We start from the raw sequence: 16,878 nt of genomic DNA, 5'->3' as shown, positions 1-16,878 counted from the left end.
ACGAGTGGTCGGAATCGGCGCGGCGTCCCCTCCTGTGCGAGGGGATTTTTCGTTTTCTGAAAGTCGCAGCCGCTGGCAGAGACGATCGATGGAGCTTTGAGGATCATGAGCGAGACGAACCCCGCTGCCGCCGCCGAGGTGGCCGCGCCGCACCGCTACACGGCCGCCATGGCGGCCGACATCGAGGCACGCTGGCAGGACTTCTGGGACGCCGACGGCACCTACGCGGCGCCGAACCCGAGCGGTGACCTGGCGGGCGACCCCGAGCTGGTCGCCAAGCCCAAGAAGTTCATCATGGACATGTTCCCGTACCCCTCCGGCGCGGGCCTGCACGTCGGCCACCCCCTGGGCTACATCGCCACCGACGTCTTCGCCCGGTTCCAGCGGATGACCGGCCACAACGTCCTGCACACCCTGGGCTTCGACGCCTTCGGGCTGCCCGCCGAGCAGTACGCCGTGCAGACCGGCACGCACCCGCGTGTCTCCACCGAGGCCAACATCGAGAACATGAAGGTCCAGCTGCGCCGGCTGGGCCTGGGCCACGACAAGCGCCGGTCGTTCGCCACGATCGACCCGGAGTACTACAAGTGGACCCAGTGGATCTTCCTGCAGATCTTCAACTCCTGGTACGACGACGAGGCCGGGAAGGCCCGCCCGATCGCCGAGCTGGTCGCCGCCTTCGAGTCCGGTGAGCGTGCCGTACCGGGGCACACGCGCGCGTGGAGCGAGCTGACCGCCGCCGAGCGCGCCGACGTCCTGGGTGAGTACCGCCTGGCCTACGCCTCCGACGCGCCGGTCAACTGGTGCCCCGGCCTGGGCACCGTCCTGGCCAACGAGGAGGTCACCGCCGAGGGCCGCTCCGAGCGCGGCAACTTCCCCGTCTTCAAGGCCAAGCTGCGCCAGTGGAACATGCGCATCACCGCCTACGCCGACCGGCTGCTGAACGACCTGGACGCGCTGGACTGGCCCGAGGCCATCAAGCTGCAGCAGCGCAACTGGATCGGCCGCTCCGAGGGCGCCCGCGTCGACTTCCCGATCGACGGCGAGCGCATCACGGTCTTCACCACGCGCCCCGACACGCTGTTCGGCGCGAGCTACATGGTGCTGGCGCCCGAGCACCCGCTAGTCGAGAAGTTCACCGCCCGGGAATGGCCCGAGGGCACGCACGACGTCTGGACCGGCGGCCACGCCACCCCCGCCGAGGCCGTCGCCGCCTACCGCGCGCAGGCCGCCGCCAAGTCGGACGTCGAGCGCCAGGCCGAGGCCAAGGACAAGACCGGCGTCTTCATCGGCGCGTACGCCACCAACCCGGTCAACGGCGCGCAGGTCCCCGTCTTCATCGCCGACTACGTCCTGATGGGCTACGGCACCGGCGCGATCATGGCCGTACCCTGCGGCGACCAGCGCGACTTCGAGTTCGCGCGCGCCTTCGAGCTGCCGATCCCCTGCATCGTCGAACCGACCGACGGCCGGGGCACGGACACCTCCACCTGGGAGGACGCCTTCGCGTCGTACGACGCGAAGATCATCAACTCCACCGGTGAGGGCGTCTCCCTGGACGGCCTGGGCGTCGCCGAGGCCAAGGCCCGCATCACCGAGTGGCTGGAGCGCACCGGCGCCGGCGAGGGCACCGTCAACTTCCGGCTGCGCGACTGGCTGTTCAGCCGCCAGCGCTACTGGGGCGAGCCCTTCCCGATCGTCTACGACGAGGACGGCATCGCCCACCCGCTGCCCGAGTCGATGCTGCCGCTGGAGCTGCCCGAGGTCGAGGACTACTCGCCGCGCACCTTCGACCCGGACGACGCCGACACCCAGCCCGAGACGCCGCTGTCGCGCAACGAGGACTGGGTCAACGTCACCCTGGACCTGGGCGACGGCCCCAAGAAGTACCGCCGCGAGACCAACACCATGCCCAACTGGGCCGGTTCCTGCTGGTACGAGCTGCGCTACCTGGACCCGCACAACAGCGACAAGCTGGTCGACCCCGAGATCGAGCAGTACTGGATGGGCCCGCGCGCGGGACAGCCGCACGGCGGCGTCGACCTGTACGTCGGCGGCGCCGAGCACGCCGTGCTGCACCTGCTGTACGCGCGCTTCTGGTCCAAGGTCCTGTTCGACCTGGGACACGTCTCCTCGGCCGAGCCGTTCCACAAGCTGTTCAACCAGGGCATGATCCAGGCCTACGTCTACCGCGACAGCCGGGGCATCGCGGTGCCGGCCGCCGAGGTGGAGGAGCGCGACGGCGCCTACTACTACCAGGGCGAGCAGGTCAGCCGTCTGCTGGGCAAGATGGGCAAGTCCCTGAAGAACGCCGTCACCCCGGACGAGATCGCCGCCGAGTACGGCGCGGACACGCTGCGCCTGTACGAGATGGCGATGGGCCCCCTGGACGTGTCCCGGCCGTGGGACACGCGCGCGGTGGTCGGCCAGTTCCGGCTGCTGCAGCGGCTGTGGCGCAACATCGTCGACGAGGCGACCGGCGAGGTCACCGTCGTCGACGCCGAGCCGGACGAGGCCACGCTGCGCGCGCTGCACAAGGCGATCGACGGGGTGCGCGGCGACCTGGAGGGCATGCGGTTCAACACCGCCATCGCCAAGGTCACCGAGCTGAACAACCACCTGACCAAGGCGGGCGGGCCGGTGCCGCGCCCGGTCGCCGAGGCGCTGGTGCTGATGGTCGCGCCGCTGGCCCCGCACATCGCCGAGGAACTGTGGCGCAAGCTGGGCCACACCGACTCCGTCGTCCACCGGGACTTCCCGGTCGCCGACCCGGCGTACGTCGTGGACGAGACGGTGACCTGCGTGGTCCAGGTCAAGGGCAAGGTCAAGGCCCGCCTGGAGGTCGCGCCGTCCATCTCCGAGGAGGAGCTGGAGAAGGTCGCGCTGGCCGACGAGAAGGTCGTCGCGGCGCTGGACGGGGCGGGCATCCGCAAGGTGATCGTGCGGGCGCCGAAGCTGGTGAACATCGTTCCGGCGTAACGCCCCCTAGGGGTTCGGTACGGGCAGGTTCGGGGTTCTCCTGGAACTCCGGGCCTGCCCGCTGCGTTTACCGTGGAAGAGCGGCGCGGCGCGTGCCGCCGCGGAACCCAGGAGGAGCGTCGTGGAAGCAGTGTTTGCCGTCGTTGCCCTGCTCTTCGTCCTCTTCCTGGTGCTCGGTGCCTATGTCACGGTGAAGGTCGTCGGCGCCGCCAAGCGCGGAGTGGACCGCACCCTCACCCAGGCCCGCCGCACCGTCGAGGACCACACCCTGCGCGCCAAGTCCTTCGCCCAGCCCGGTGCGCAGGGCGAGCTGGCCCAGTTGCGGCTGAAGCTGCGCACGTCCATGCGCGCCACCCAGGACGCGCTGCACGCGGGCGTGGCCGAGGACGAGTCGCTGAAGGAGTCCATCGGCCTGTTCGAGCGGCTCAGCGTGCACGGCCATGAACTCGACGGCGAACTCAAGCGTTTGGAGGCCGAGCCCGACCGGGCGGCCCTCGCCGAGCGGCTGCCCGGACTGCGCGAGCGCACCGAGCAGGTCGTCCGGTCGGCGGACGCGCTGCGCTGGGCGGCCCGCGACCGCGCCCGCCGTTTCGCGGACGACGACCTGGACTCCCTGAGAGCGCAGATCGACATGGAGGCCGGTGCCCTGCGGCACTGGACGACGGAGGAGCCGCCGGCCACCGCCCCGCCGCCGTGGCCGGAGGCCCCGGCCGCCGAGACACCGGCCGCACAGCAGACCTGGCCGGACACCCCCTCACCCACGGCCGAGGAGCCGACGCGCCCCGCCATCACCCCGCCGGCCCCGCGTGCCGCCTACCCCTGGGAGAAGAAGCGCCGCCCCGAGAGCACGACGTGATCCGGCCACGGCCGTCGAGGTGAACGGGGCCGGGCTGCCGTCCGGGCGCTACGGCAGGTAACCTCCAGCTCATGTCCCGCCATGTCGCGATCGTCACCGATTCAACGGCCTACCTGCCGCCGCGGACGATGGAGCGCCACGGCATCACCGCGGTGCCCCTGACCGTGGTCCTCGGCGACCAGGCCCTGGAAGAGGGCACCGAGATCTCGACCCGCTCCCTGGCCCAGGCACTGCAGAAGCGGCGCCCGGTCACGACCTCGCGCCCCAGCCCCGAGCAGTTCGCGCAGACCTATCGCAAGGTCGCGGAGTCCGGCGCCACCGGCATCGTCTCCCTGCACCTGTCCGCCGAACTGTCCGGCACCTACGACGCGGCCGTCCTCGCGGCGCGGGAGGCGCCGGTGCCGGTGCGGGTGGTGGACACCGGGATGATCGCGATGGCGCTGGGGTTCTGTGCGCTCGCCGCGGCCGAGGCGGCGGAGACGGGCGGCACGGTGGACGAGGCCGTGGCGGCCGCGGAGAAGCGGGCCGCGAGCACGTCCGCCTACTTCTACGTCGACACCCTCGACTATCTGCGCCGCGGCGGCCGGATCGGAGCCGCCCAGGCCCTGCTCGGCTCCGCGCTCGCGGTGAAGCCGCTGCTCCAGTTGAACGGCGGCCGTATCGAACCGCTGGAGAAGGTGCGCACGGCGTCGAAGGCGATCGCCCGCCTGGAGGAGATCGCCGCGGACCGGGCCGGCAGCGCAACCGTCGACATCGCCGTGCACCATCTCTCCGCCCCCGACCGGGCGTCGGCTCTGGCCGATCGGCTGCGGGCGCGGGTGGGCGGCCTCGCCGACCTGCATGTGAGCGAGGTGGGGGCGGTGATCGGGGCACACACCGGGCCCGGGTTGCTGGGGGTTGTGGTGTCGCCCCGGTGAGCTGCGCCGGCCCTGTCGTTCACTTGTAGGGGTGACCGAGTTATCCACAACCGGGCGGTCTTCCCCGGAAATTGAGCAAGATCATCACTAGTCGTCGAGATGTCCCATCCTCGTCGCATGGCACTTCGATCACGCTCACGCACAGCGACCACGACCAGCGGCCCGGGCCGCGGCCCCCACTCCGACGTCCGCACCCGGCACCACCGTGCCCGTCCGCGCGGCCGGGCCCGGCATACCTCGGCCGAGGAACTCCGCCGACGCGCGGAGGCGCTCTTCGGCGAACGGGCCGAGGAGGAGCGGGAGTCGGGCAAAGGACCACCGGCGGTCGCCGTCCGGCCCGCCCCGGCGCCGCGCACCGACCCGACGCCGGACACGGACGTGCACCGTGTCGACGAGCCTCCTTCCTCCCCACCGGCCGACCCGGAGCGGGACTGGCGCGGGCGGGCCGGGCTCGCGCTGCGGGAGCGGATGCCGGTCTGGATGCAGGCGAGGTGCGGTCTGGAGCGGCGGAGCGTGGTCGCGCTCACGCTGCTGCTCGTTCTCGCCGCGGGGCTTGCCGTCCAGCACTTCTGGACCGGCCGGACGCAGGACGTGCGGCCGCCGGAGCTGGTGCGGGCGGCTCCGTTCGAGGAACGGAAGCAGGGCCAGGAGGCCGAGCCGGGGGTCACGGCGCCCGCCGCGGGGACGGCCGCTGCCGAGATCGTGGTGGACGTCAGCGGCAAGGTGCGCAAACCGGGCATCCAGCGGCTGCCCGCGGGCTCCCGGGTCGCCGACGCCCTGGAGGCGGCCGGCGGGGTGCGTCCCGGCGCGAGCACGGAGGGGCTCAACCGGGCGCGGTTCCTCGTCGACGGTGAGCAGGTCGCCGTCGGCGTCCCCGCCCCCGCCCAGGCACCGGTGCAGAGCGGTACGGGCGTGGCGGGAGCGGCACCGGCGGCGCCCGTCTCCCTCAACACCGCCACGGCGGAACAGCTAGACACCCTGCCGGGCATCGGACCGGTCCTGGCCCAGCACATCATCGACTACCGCACCCGGCACGGCGGCTTTCGCTCCGTGGACGAACTGCGCGAGGTCAACGGCATCGGCGACCGACGCTTCGCCGACCTGCGGAACCTCGTACAGCCATGACGGGCGGCATCCGGCCTGCGTCCGCCGGGGACGGGCCTGCGTCCGTCGGGGACGGGTCTGTGCCCGTCGGGGAGCTGCCTGCGTCTGTCGGGGACGGGTCTGTGTCCGTCGGGGAGCTGCCTGCGTCTGTCGGGGACGGGTCTGTGCCCGTCGGGGAGCTGCCTGCGTCTGTCGGGGACGGGTCTGTGCCCGTCGGGGAGCTGCCTGTGTCCGCCGGGGACCGGCCTGCGCCCGCCGAGGACGGTGCAGCGCCCGCCGGGGACCGGCTCTCGTCTGTCGGCGCGCGGGCTCTCTCCAGCGGGGGCCGGCCTGCGTCTCTTGGGGACCGGTCCTTGTCCACCGGTGGTCGGCCTGCGGCCGGCGGGGATCGGCTCTCGTTCGTCGGTAGGCGGGCTTCCTCCAGTGGCGGGCGGGTGGAGGTGCACGCGGCCTCCGGGAAGCGGCTCGGGGCGTCCCGGCCGCGTCAGGAAGGGCCCACGGATCTACGGCTCGTACCTCCGGCGCTCGCCGCGTGGGCGACGGCGGCGCTGATGCTGGACGAACCGCTCGGCCGGGGCCTCGGTGTCGCGGCCGCGTGTCTGGTCGCCACGGTGGTCCTGCTGTGGGCTCGGCGGCGCGGCGCCCGACCGGGGTGGCCGCGGGTGTCGGCCGCCGCTGTCCTGCTGTGCGTCGCGGCGGCCGCCGCCTCCGCCGGGCTGCACGGCGCCGATCTGCGACGCGGGCCGGTCCCCGGGCTGGCCGCGGCGTACGCCACCGTGACCGCCGAGGTCGAGGTCACCTCCGACCCACGGCTCACCCGCCCCCGTGTCACAGGGGACCGCGCGGCCCCGGCCGCCGTACTGATCAAGGCCGATGTGCGCCGGGTGGCGGCCGTCGACGGCAGCGCGGCGGTGACGCGGACGCCGGTGCTGCTGGTCGTGGACGTGGGGGCGCGGTCTGCGGGACCCGGCGTCGAGGAGGCGTCCGGGGCGTCGCCCTGGCTGGGGCTGCTGCCCTCGACGCGGCTGCGGGTGACCGCGCGGGCGGCGCCCACGACGACGGGCGGTGACCGCACCGCCGCCGTCCTGCGCGTGCGGGACACAGCGGCGCCGGAGGTGGTCGCCCCCGCCACGGCGGCGCAGCGGTTCGCGGGGCGGCTGCGCGCCGGGCTGCGGGAGGCGACGGACGGGCTGCCGGCCGACCCGCGGGCGCTGCTTCCGGGGCTGGTCGTGGGGGACACCTCGCGGATCACACCGGAGTTGGACGAGGCCTTCAAGGAGACCGACCTCGCCCACACGCTCGCCGTCTCGGGCAGCAACCTCACGATCATCCTCGTGCTGCTCATCGGACCGCCGGGAACCGCCCGGCTCGCCGAACGCCGCGGTCTGGCACCGCGGATCGGGCTCTCCCTGCGTACCACCGCGTTGGCCGGCGGAGCGCTGACGCTCGCGTTCGTCGTCGTGTGCAGACCCGACCCGAGCGTGCTGCGAGCCGCGGCCTGCGGGGCCGTCGCCCTGCTCGCGCTCGCGACCGGGCGACGCCGCTCCCTCGTCCCGGCGCTGGCGACGGCCGTCCTGCTGCTGGTGCTGGTCGACCCGTGGCTGGCCCGCAGTTACGGATTTCTGCTCTCCGTCCTGGCCACCGGAGCCCTCCTCACACTCGCGCCCCGCTGGAGCGCCGCGCTGCAGCGCCGTGGGCTCGGGCCCCGGTGGGCCGAGGCGGTGGCGGCCGCGGCTGCCGCGCAGGCGCTGTGCGCACCGGTCGTGGCGGTGCTGTCGGCGCGGGTGAGCCTGGTGGCGGTGCCCTGCAATCTGCTGGCGGAGTTCGCGGTCGCGCCGGCCACGGTGCTGGGGTTCGCGGCGTTGGCGACGGCGCCGGTGGCGATGCCGGTGGCCAAGGCGCTGGCCTGGTGCGCGAGTTGGCCGACGGGGTGGATCGCGGACATCGCCCGGACCGGGGCGGCCCTGCCCGGTGCGGGGATCGACTGGCCGGGCAGCTGGGCCGGAGCCGCGCTGCTCGCCCTCGTCACGGTGGCTGTGCTGGTGGTGGGCCGACGTCTGCTGAGACATCCCTGGTGGTGCGCGGGCTGCGCGGTGCTGCTGGTGCTGGCGGTGGTGCAGCCGCCGCCGCTGGTCAGGGTCGTCACCGGCTGGCCGCCGCCGGGGTGGCGGCTGGCGATGTGCGACGTGGGACAGGGAGAAGCGGTAGTGCTGGCGGCCGGCGAGGGCACCGGCGTGGTCGTGGACGCCGGGCCCGATCCGGCGCTCGTCGACCACTGCCTGCGCACGCTCGGCATCACACGGATCCCCCTCGTCGTACTGACCCACTTCCACGCCGACCATGTGGCGGGCCTGCCCGGAGTGCTGCGGGGGCGTGCCGTGGGGGCGATCGAGACGACCGGTCACGAGGCGCCCGTGGAACAGGTCGAGGCCGTCCGCAGACAGGCCGCCGCCCGGGGTGTTCCCGTGACGCGGGCTGCGGCCGGGGAACAGCGGCGCGTCGGGGCGCTGTCCTGGCAGGTCCTGTGGCCGCCGCCGTATCCGGCGCCGGGTGCGGAGGGGCCGAACGACTCCAGCGTCACGATGCTCGCGCGGGTGGCCGGGGTGCGGTTCCTGTTGCTCGGGGACCTGGAACCTCCCGCGCAGCGGGCTCTGTTGAGGTCACCGGCCGGTGCGCTGCTCGCCGGCGTGGACGTGCTGAAGGTGGCTCACCACGGGTCGGCCTACCAGGATCCGGACCTCATGCGCGCGGCGGCACCGCGGGTGGCGCTGATCTCCGCCGGGGAGGGCAACTCGTACGGGCATCCGGCTCCGGGCACGGTCGCGGCGCTGCGGGATCTGGGGGCGGTGGTGATGAGAACGGACGAGGACGGGGCGTTGGCCGTGGTCGGTGAGGGTGGGGAGTTGCGCGTGGCGGGAGACTGAGGTCATGAATTCCGCACAGATTGATGCCTATCTGGACCGGCTGGGCGTGGCGCACCCGGCGTGGCCGACGGTCGACGTGCTGCGTGAGCTGCATGTGCGCCATCTGCAGACCGTGCCCTTCGAGAACCTGTCGATCCACCTCGGCGAGGAGATCGTGCTGGAGGAGGAGCGGCTGCTGGAGAAGGTGGTGGGGGCGCGCAGGGGAGGGTTCTGTTACGAACTGAACGGTGCGTTCGGCGCGTTGCTCGCGGCGCTCGGGTACGAGGTCGCGCTGCTGGCGGCGCGGGTGTACGACGCGGAGGGGCGGCCGGGGATCCCGTACGACCATCTGGCGCTGCGGGTGCGGACGGTGGACGGGGGTGAGTGGCTGGCCGACGTCGGGTTCGGGGCCCACAGCCACTATCCGCTGGCGCTGGAGATGCGGGGTGAGCAGGTGGACCCCGGGGGGACGTTCCGGATTGTGGAGGCGGGGCCGGACGCGGCCGGGGTGCGCGGCGGGCACCGGGCGGCGGAGGCGGGCTTCTCGGACCTGGACGTCGTCAGGGACGGCAGGCCGCAGTACCGGCTGGAGGTGCGGCCGCGCGTGCTGGGTGACTTCGTCGCGGGGGCATGGTGGCACAGCACGTCGCCGGCCTCGCACTTCACGCGGTCGCTGGTCTGTTCGCGAGTGACGGAGGACGGGGGGCGGATCACGCTCAGCGGGCGCACGTTCAAGGAGACGGCGGCCGGTGGGGGGCGGGAGGAGCGGGAGCTGGGGACGGACGAGGAGGTGCTGGCGGTGTATCGGGAGCGGTTCGGCGTTGAGGTCGACCGGGTGCCGGTGGTGGGGGGTGGGGGCTGAGGAGGTGGGGGTGCCGGAAAATGACTTCGTGAGTGATGTGAGACATGTGCTGGTGCTGCCTGATCGTGATGCCGCGGAGGAGGTGGCCGAGGCGCTCCGGGAGCGGTTTGCGGTGGATGAGGAGCCGCAGTTGGTGCGGGATGCGTTGGCCGGGGAGGACGACGCGGAGGATGCGCAGTGGCTGGTGGTGGTGCGGGATGAGGCGGGGCGGCTTGATCCTGCGGAGCTGGATGCGTTTGCGGGGGAGTGGGAGGGGTGGCGGGAGGAGCCGTAGGGCTGGGTGAGGTAGGGCTGGGTGAGGGGTGCTGCGGGGGTGGGTGTGCTCGCCCGCGCTTGCGGGGTGCCGCCTGCGCCCACCCGTGCCGCCCCAGCGGCACGACTGCCCGCAGCTACCGGCGTCGGCCATGGCTGGGTGGGGTGTCGGTGGGGCGTGTCATGCTTGGGGGGATGGTCAGGAAGAGTGCGGATGAGGGTTTGCTTGCTCCGGTGACGGTGGCCGTGGGGCAGGAGGAATTGCTGCTTGATCGGGCCGTGCAGGAGGTGGTGGCCGCGGCGAAGGCCGCAGATGCCGATACGGATGTGCGGGATCTGACCTCGGACCAGTTGCAGCCGGGGACGCTGGCCGAGCTGACGAGCCCGTCGCTGTTCGCGGAGCGCAAGGTCGTCGTCGTACGCAATGCGCAGGATCTGTCGGCCGACTCCGTCAAGGACGTGCAGGCGTATCTGGGATCGCCCGCCGAGGAGATCACCCTGGTGCTGCTGCACGCCGGCGGGGCCAAGGGCAAGAAGCTCCTCGATGCCGCGCGGAAGGCGGGCGCGCGAGAGGTCGCCTGCCCGAAGATGACCAAGCCGGCCGACCGGCTGGCGTTTGTGCGACAGGAGTTCCGGGCCACCGGGCGATCCGCCACCCCCGAGGCCTGCCAGGCGCTCGTCGATGCCATCGGGAGCGATCTGCGGGAGCTGGCCTCCGCCGTGTCGCAGCTCGTCGCCGACGTCGAGGGCACCATCGACGAGGCCGTGGTCGGGCGGTACTACACCGGGCGGGCCGAGGCGTCGAGCTTCACCGTCGCCGACCGGGCCGTCGAGGGGCGGGCGGCGGAGGCGCTGGAGGCGCTGCGGTGGTCGCTCGCCACGGGCGTCGCACCGGTGATGATCACCAGCGCGCTGGCGCAGGGCGTGCGGGCGATCGGGAAGCTGTCGTCGGCGCGGGGCGGACGGCCGGCGGATCTGGCCCGTGAGCTCGGTATGCCGCCGTGGAAGATCGACCGGGTGCGGCAGCAGATGCGGGGATGGACACCGGACGGCGTGGCCGTCGCGCTGCGGGCGGTCGCCGAGGCGGACGCCGGGGTCAAGGGCGGCGGGGACGACCCCGAGTACGCCCTGGAGAAGGCCGTCGTGGCGATCGCCCGGGCCGCGCGGTCGCGAGGGCGGGCATGAGCACCGTAGCCCCGTAGGCCGGGTCCCACGAGGTGTCGGTGATCCACTGGCCCCTTCACCCCTGCCGAGGACAATCGGAACTGGCAGCCACATATCGCCAAGAACGGAGAGGCGGCGATGGTCATGGCTGAACACCCGCACGCGCAGCTCGTCCGCAAGGGGTACGAGGCCTTCGCGCGGGGGGACATGGACACCCTGCGTGGGCTGATGTCGGCGGACTGCACGCACCATGTGCCCGGTAGTCACCAGCTGTCGGGTGACTTCAAGGGGCAGGACACGATCATCGGCATGTATGGGCAGATGGCCGAGCAGACGGGCGGCACCATGCAGGTCGACCTGCGGAGCATCCTCGTCGACGGCCGGGGGCACGCCGTCGCCGTGCACCGCTTCACGGCCGACCGCAACGGCAAGCACTTCGAAGAGAACGGGTGCATCGTCTTCCGGATCGTCGGAGACAAGGTCACCGATCTCGACGAGTGCGTCGAGGACATGGACAGGTCCAACGACTTCTGGTCGTGATCGACCACCGGCAACGAGAAAGGCCGACGGCCCCGGTCCCGCCCTGGGGAAGGGCGGTGGCCGGGGCCGTCGGTTCGAGCTGCTGGATCCGCGCCCGCGTGGCGAACGCAGGCCGCGCGCGGATCCGTGGGTGCCGGACGGGAGCGGATGAGAGAGGGCCCGCTCTGGGTCCCTCCGGCGGTCGGTCCCGCGGGACCGGTCAGATCAAGGAAGAGGTTCAGCCCTTGAGGGCGGCGACCTTGGAAGCCAGCGCCGACTTCTTGTTGGCGGCCTGGTTCTTGTGGATGACGCCCTTCGAGACGGCCTTGTCGAGCTGGCGCGCGGCAGCGCGCTGGTACTCGGTGGCCTTCTCGACGTCACCCGCGGCAACAGCCTCACGGGCCTTGCGGATCGCGGTCTTCAGGGAGGACTTGACGGCCTTGTTGCGCAGCCGCGCCTTCTCGTTGGTCTTGATCCGCTTGATCTGGGACTTGATGTTCGCCACGAATGAGCCTTTTCAGGTTCAGGCACGGGGCCAGGAGGATTCCGAGCACGACAGCGCGCGGAAGACCCGGGTCCCGTACCAAGGTGATTTCTTGGGATGTGCCTCGCGCTGAGAGGGCATGAGACACAGCCCCCCACACTACCAGCGGCCCTCCAGGTGGCCCAAACCGGCCGCCGGTCCCCGGCCGTGGGACCATGGAGGCTACGTATCGATCCGACCCGAGGCATAAGGCGCCTCAAGAGACAGGACCCTGCGTGCCCGCGACCCCTAACAATGTGCCCGAGCCGAGCCGTACCGACCCGGCTCTGATCCGCAACTTCTGCATCATCGCGCACATCGACCACGGCAAGTCCACGCTCGCCGACCGGATGCTCCAGCTGACCGGCGTGGTCGAGCAGCGGCAGATGCGCGCTCAGTACCTCGACCGCATGGACATCGAGCGCGAGCGCGGCATCACGATCAAGTCCCAGGCCGTGCGTCTGCCCTGGGCCCCCACCACGGACCCGGGCAACACGCACATCCTCAACATGATCGACACCCCGGGGCACGTCGACTTCACCTACGAGGTCTCCCGGTCGCTCGCCGCCTGCGAGGGGACGATCCTCCTCGTCGACGCCGCCCAGGGCATCGAGGCCCAGACCCTCGCCAACCTGTACCTGGCGATGGAGAACGACCTCACGATCATCCCCGTACTGAACAAGATCGACCTGCCGGCCGCGCAGCCCGAGAAGTTCGCCGAGGAGCTGGCCAATCTGGTCGGCTGCGACCCGAGCGACGTGCTCAGGGTCTCCGCGAAGACCGGTGTGGGCGTCGACGCGCTGCTCGACAAGGTGGTCGCCGAGGTCCCCCCGCCGGTCGGCGTCAAGGACGCCCCCGCGCGTGCCATGATCTTCGACTCCGTCTACGACTCCTACCGCGGTGTCGTGACGTACGTCCGTGTCATCGACGGCCAGCTCAACAAGCGCGAGCGCATCCGGATGATGTCGACGGGCGCCACCCACGAGCTGCTGGAGATCGGGACGAACTCGCCCGAGATGCTGGGCGCCGACGGCCTCGGCGTCGGTGAGGTGGGCTACCTCATCACCGGTGTGAAGGACGTCCGCCAGTCCAAGGTCGGTGACACCGTCACCAGCCAGCACAAGGGCGCCACGGAGGCCCTCGGCGGCTACAAGGACCCGAAGCCGATGGTGTTCTCCGGCCTGTATCCGCTGGACGGCTCCGACTACCCCGAGCTGCGCGAGGCCCTGGACAAGCTCCAGCTCAACGACGCCGCCCTGGTCTACGAGCCGGAGACCTCCGCGGCCCTCGGCTTCGGCTTCCGCGTCGGCTTCCTGGGGCTGCTGCACCTCGACGTGATCCGCGAGCGGCTGGAGCGCGAGTTCGGCCTCGACCTGATCGCGACCGCGCCGAACGTGGTCTACCGGGTCGTGATGGAGGACGGCAGCGAGCACACCGTCACCAACCCGAGCGAGTTCCCCGAGGGCAAGATCAACGAGGTGTACGAGCCGGTCGTGCGCGCCACGATCCTCGCGCCGACCGAGTTCATCGGCGCGATCATGGAGCTGTGCCAGACCCGGCGCGGCACCCTCCTCGGCATGGACTACCTCTCCGAGGACCGGGTCGAGATCCGCTACACCCTCCCCCTCGCGGAGATCGTCTTCGACTTCTTCGACCAGCTGAAGTCGAAGACGCGCGGTTACGCGTCCCTGGACTACGAGCCCACCGGCGAGCAGACCTCCAGCCTGGTCAAGGTCGACATCCTGCTGCACGGCGACAAGGTGGACGCCTTCTCGGCGATCACGCACAAGGACCAGGCGTACGCCTACGGCGTGCGGCTCGTCGCCAAGCTGAAGGAGCTGATCCCGCGGCAGGCCTTCGAGGTGCCGGTCCAGGCCGCCATCGGCTCCCGGGTCATCGCCCGCGAGACCATCCGCGCCATCCGCAAGGACGTCCTCGCCAAGTGCTACGGCGGTGACATCTCCCGTAAGCGGAAGCTGCTGGAGAAGCAGAAGGAGGGCAAGAAGCGGATGAAGATGGTGGGTTCCGTGGAAGTTCCGCAGGAGGCCTTCATCGCCGTACTGAGCAGTGATGACAGCGCGGGTTCGGGCAAGGGCAAGAAGTAACCGCTGGTTGCTTCAGGTCGTTCCGGCAAAACGGTCATCGAGGGGCCCGTCGTACGAAAGTGCGGCGGGCCTTTTCGGTAGGTGACGGGTAGGTCTCGGTAGGAACTGACGGGGCGCGGAGTCTTACGCCCCGGCCGGTCGCGCTTTAACCTGATCCCTGCTCGATAGTTACTCGCGAGTTAAACAACGGCGCGCGAGTGGAACCAGCCGCACACTGAGCCAGCCGCGCTGTCGCGGGCCCCGGAGGATGTCGTGAGCGACGCACAGACTTTGATCGAGAACCGTCCGCCGAGCGTGGCGGCCCTCTTCCTGGAGCGCGTGGCCGCCACGCCGGACGCCGAGGCCTATCGCCACCCCGTGGCACCCGCTTCGGGGGAGGGACCCGACGACTGGAAGTCGCTGAGCTGGGGCCAGGCCGCGGAGCGTGTCTTCGCCATCGCGGCCGGCCTGGTCGAGTTGGGTGTCCAGCCCGAGCAGCGGGTGGCCCTCGCCTCCTCGACCCGCATCGAGTGGATCCTCGCCGACCTCGGCATCATGTGCGCCGGCGCGGCCACGACGACCGTGTACCCGCAGACCAACGCGGACGAGTCGGCGTTCATCCTCGCCGACTCCGCCAGCCGTGTGCTGATCGCCGAGGACGCCGCCCAGCTGGCCAAGGTGGTCGAGAAGCGCGCCGAGCTGCCCGATCTCACGCATGTCGTGGTGATCGACCCGGCCGGCGTCGAGACCGCCGACTGGATCCTCACCCTGGAGGAGCTGGAGCAGCGCGGCGCCGCCCGGCTGGAGAAGGACGCCGACCTGGTCAAGGAGCGGGTCGGGGCCATCACCAAGGACCAGCTGGCCACGCTCATCTACACCTCCGGCACCACCGGCCGGCCCAAGGGCGTGCGCCTGCCGCACGACAACTGGGCGTACATGGCGAAGGCGATCGCCTCGACCGGTCTGGTCGGCGCGGACGACGTGCAGTACCTGTGGCTGCCGCTCGCGCACGTCTTCGGCAAGGTGCTCACCTCCGGCCAGATCGAGGTCGGTCACGTCACCGCCGTCGACGGCCGCGTCGACAAGATCATCGAGAATCTGCCGGTCGTCCGGCCCACGTACATGGCGGCCGTGCCGCGCATCTTCGAGAAGGTCTACAACGGGGTCGCCGCCAAGGCCCGAGCGGGCGGCGGCGCCAAGTACAAGATCTTCCAGTGGGCCGCCGGGCTCGCCCGCGAGTACGCCAAGGTCAGCCAGGACAACTTCCGGCGCACCGGCACGGCCTCCGTCCCCTTCGGGCTCGGCGCCAAGCACAAGATCGCCGACGCGCTCGTCTACGCCAAGATCCGCGAGGCATTCGGCGGCAACCTGCGGGCGTGCGTCTCGGGCAGCGCGGCCCTCGCGCCCGAGATCGGCTACTTCTTCGCCGGCGCCGGCATCCACATCCTGGAGGGCTACGGCCTCACCGAGTCCTCCGCCGCCTCCTTCGTGAACCCCGGCGAGGCCTACCGGACCGGCACGGTCGGCAAGCCGCTGCCCGGCACCGAGGTGCGCATCGCGGACGACGGCGAGATCCTGCTGCGCGGTCCCGGCATCATGGAGGGCTACCACGGGCTGCCCGAGAAGACCGCCGAGGTGCTGGAGTCCGACGGCTGGCTGCACACCGGGGACATCGGCGAGCTCTCCCCGGACGGGTACCTGCGGATCACCGACCGCAAGAAGGACCTGATCAAAACCTCCGGCGGCAAGTACATCGCGCCCGCCGAGATCGAGGGCCAGTTCAAGGCGGTGTGCCCGTACGTCTCCAACATCCTGGTGCACGGCGCCGACCGGAACTTCTGCACCGCGCTCATCGCGCTGGACGAGGTCTCCATCCTGGCGTGGGCCGAGGAGAACGGGCTGGGCGGCAAGTCCTACGCGGAGGTCGTCGCGGCGCCGGCCACCGTCGAGATGGTCGAGGGCTATGTCAAGCAGCTCAACGAAAAGCTGCAGAAGTGGCAGACCATCAAGAAGTTCCGGCTGCTGCCGCGCGATCTCGACGTCGAGCACGGGGAGATCACGCCGAGTCTGAAGCTGAAGCGGCCGGTCGTGGAGCGGGAGTACAAGCATCTGATCGATGAGATGTATGAGGGGGCGCGCGAGGCGTAGGGGATGGCGGGGGCCGCGGGCGGGTCACGGTGCGTTGTTGCTTGGCGCGCCCACGCGGCGGAGCCGCACAGTGACACAGCCCCGCGCCCCTTTCGGAGTTACTCCGGTCCCTTGCTCAGCTGTGCTCGGAGTTCCTGTACTTCGGCCCTCAGTGCTTCCAACTGGAGCTGTTTGCGGTGCAGGTCCAGGAACACCCGCACCTTTGCCCGTAGGACCCACGGGTCGAACGGCTTGGTCACGTAGTCGGCGGCGCCGGTCGCGTAGCCGCGGAAGGTGAAGCCGGGGGCCTTCTCCGCGCCGGTGAGGAAGATGATCGGCACGTCCTTCGTCTGGTCCAGGCGTTTGATGTTGGCCGCCGTTTCGAAGCCGTCCATGCCCGGCATGGAGATGTCGAGCAGGACGAGCGCGAAGCGGCGGCGCAGCAGCGCCTTCATCGCCTCCTCGCCCGAACGGGCCCGTACCAGCGGCGCGTCGAGCGACCCGAGGACCGACTCCAGCGCGATCAGGTTGTCCTCCATGTCGTCGACCATGAGGATGCCCGCGCGTTCGGCGGTCGTGGTCTCGGCG

General features: G+C 71.3%; 12 protein-coding genes and 1 pseudogene. 11 read left to right on the top strand and 2 right to left on the bottom strand.

Translation table 11 applies throughout. The features are described from left to right. Positions 1 to 105 precede the first annotated feature (105 nt). The 9 genes from leuS to ICC28_RS02705 all read left to right on the top strand — a co-directional run bounded on the left by leuS (position 106) and on the right by ICC28_RS02705 (position 11,577). Positions 106 to 2,979, top strand: coding sequence for a leucine--tRNA ligase (leuS, locus tag ICC28_RS02745; protein WP_188286727.1), 2,874 nt, complete (start codon positions 106 to 108; stop codon positions 2,977 to 2,979). A 121-nt stretch (positions 2,980 to 3,100) separates the two neighbouring features. After that, a complete protein-coding gene (locus ICC28_RS02740; RefSeq protein WP_188286726.1) occupies positions 3,101 to 3,835 on the top strand; it encodes a hypothetical protein in 735 nt (244 codons plus the stop codon). A gap of 71 nt (positions 3,836 to 3,906) precedes the next feature. After that, positions 3,907 to 4,752 carry a DegV family protein gene (locus ICC28_RS02735; protein WP_188286725.1) on the top strand — a complete coding sequence of 282 codons (846 nt, stop codon included), beginning with the start codon at positions 3,907 to 3,909 and terminating at the stop codon, positions 4,750 to 4,752. 117 nt (positions 4,753 to 4,869) lie between these two features. Further along, entirely contained in the window at positions 4,870 to 5,877 is a 1,008-nt protein-coding gene (locus ICC28_RS02730) for a ComEA family DNA-binding protein (RefSeq protein ID WP_188286724.1), read from the top strand. 419 nt (positions 5,878 to 6,296) lie between these two features. Beyond that, on the top strand, positions 6,297 to 8,780 hold the full coding sequence (locus tag ICC28_RS02725; protein WP_188286823.1) for a ComEC/Rec2 family competence protein: 2,484 nt from the start codon (positions 6,297 to 6,299) through the stop codon (positions 8,778 to 8,780). Positions 8,781 to 8,784: 4 nt separating this feature from the next. Further along, positions 8,785 to 9,621: an arylamine N-acetyltransferase family protein gene (locus ICC28_RS02720; protein WP_188286723.1), complete on the top strand. Its 837-nt coding sequence runs from the start codon at positions 8,785 to 8,787 to the stop codon at positions 9,619 to 9,621. A 28-nt stretch (positions 9,622 to 9,649) separates the two neighbouring features. Further along, positions 9,650 to 9,895: a hypothetical protein gene (locus tag ICC28_RS02715; RefSeq protein ID WP_188286824.1), complete on the top strand. Its 246-nt coding sequence runs from the start codon at positions 9,650 to 9,652 to the stop codon at positions 9,893 to 9,895. 173 nt (positions 9,896 to 10,068) lie between these two features. Beyond that, entirely contained in the window at positions 10,069 to 11,058 is a 990-nt protein-coding gene (gene holA / locus ICC28_RS02710) for a DNA polymerase III subunit delta (protein ID WP_188286722.1), read from the top strand. Positions 11,059 to 11,181: 123 nt separating this feature from the next. Then, positions 11,182 to 11,577, top strand: coding sequence for a nuclear transport factor 2 family protein (locus ICC28_RS02705; RefSeq protein WP_188286721.1), 396 nt, complete (start codon positions 11,182 to 11,184; stop codon positions 11,575 to 11,577). 217 nt (positions 11,578 to 11,794) lie between these two features. Here ICC28_RS02705 and rpsT read toward each other — a convergent pair whose 3' ends face one another. After that, positions 11,795 to 12,061: a 30S ribosomal protein S20 gene (rpsT, locus tag ICC28_RS02700; RefSeq protein ID WP_188286720.1), complete on the bottom strand. Its 267-nt coding sequence runs from the start codon at positions 12,059 to 12,061 to the stop codon at positions 11,795 to 11,797. A 254-nt stretch (positions 12,062 to 12,315) separates the two neighbouring features. On the opposite strand from rpsT, the gene lepA reads away from it, so the two are divergent. Together lepA and ICC28_RS02690 are read left to right on the top strand one after the other, a co-directional pair. Beyond that, a complete protein-coding gene (gene lepA, locus ICC28_RS02695; RefSeq protein ID WP_188286719.1) occupies positions 12,316 to 14,184 on the top strand; it encodes a translation elongation factor 4 in 1,869 nt (622 codons plus the stop codon). Positions 14,185 to 14,436: 252 nt separating this feature from the next. Continuing rightward, on the top strand, positions 14,437 to 16,311 hold the full coding sequence (locus ICC28_RS02690) for an AMP-dependent synthetase/ligase (protein ID WP_188286718.1): 1,875 nt from the start codon (positions 14,437 to 14,439) through the stop codon (positions 16,309 to 16,311). Positions 16,312 to 16,442: 131 nt separating this feature from the next. On the opposite strand, the pseudogene ICC28_RS02685 reads toward ICC28_RS02690, so the two are convergent. Further along, positions 16,443 to 16,841: pseudogene (locus ICC28_RS02685) on the bottom strand (two-component system response regulator); the annotation flags it as partial. Positions 16,842 to 16,878: the final 37 nt, after the last annotated feature.

This window comes from Streptomyces sp. TRM68416 (assembly GCF_014596915.1).
GTDB lineage: Bacteria > Actinomycetota > Actinomycetes > Streptomycetales > Streptomycetaceae > Streptomyces.
This window is presented reverse-complemented; position numbering and strand designations above follow the sequence as displayed.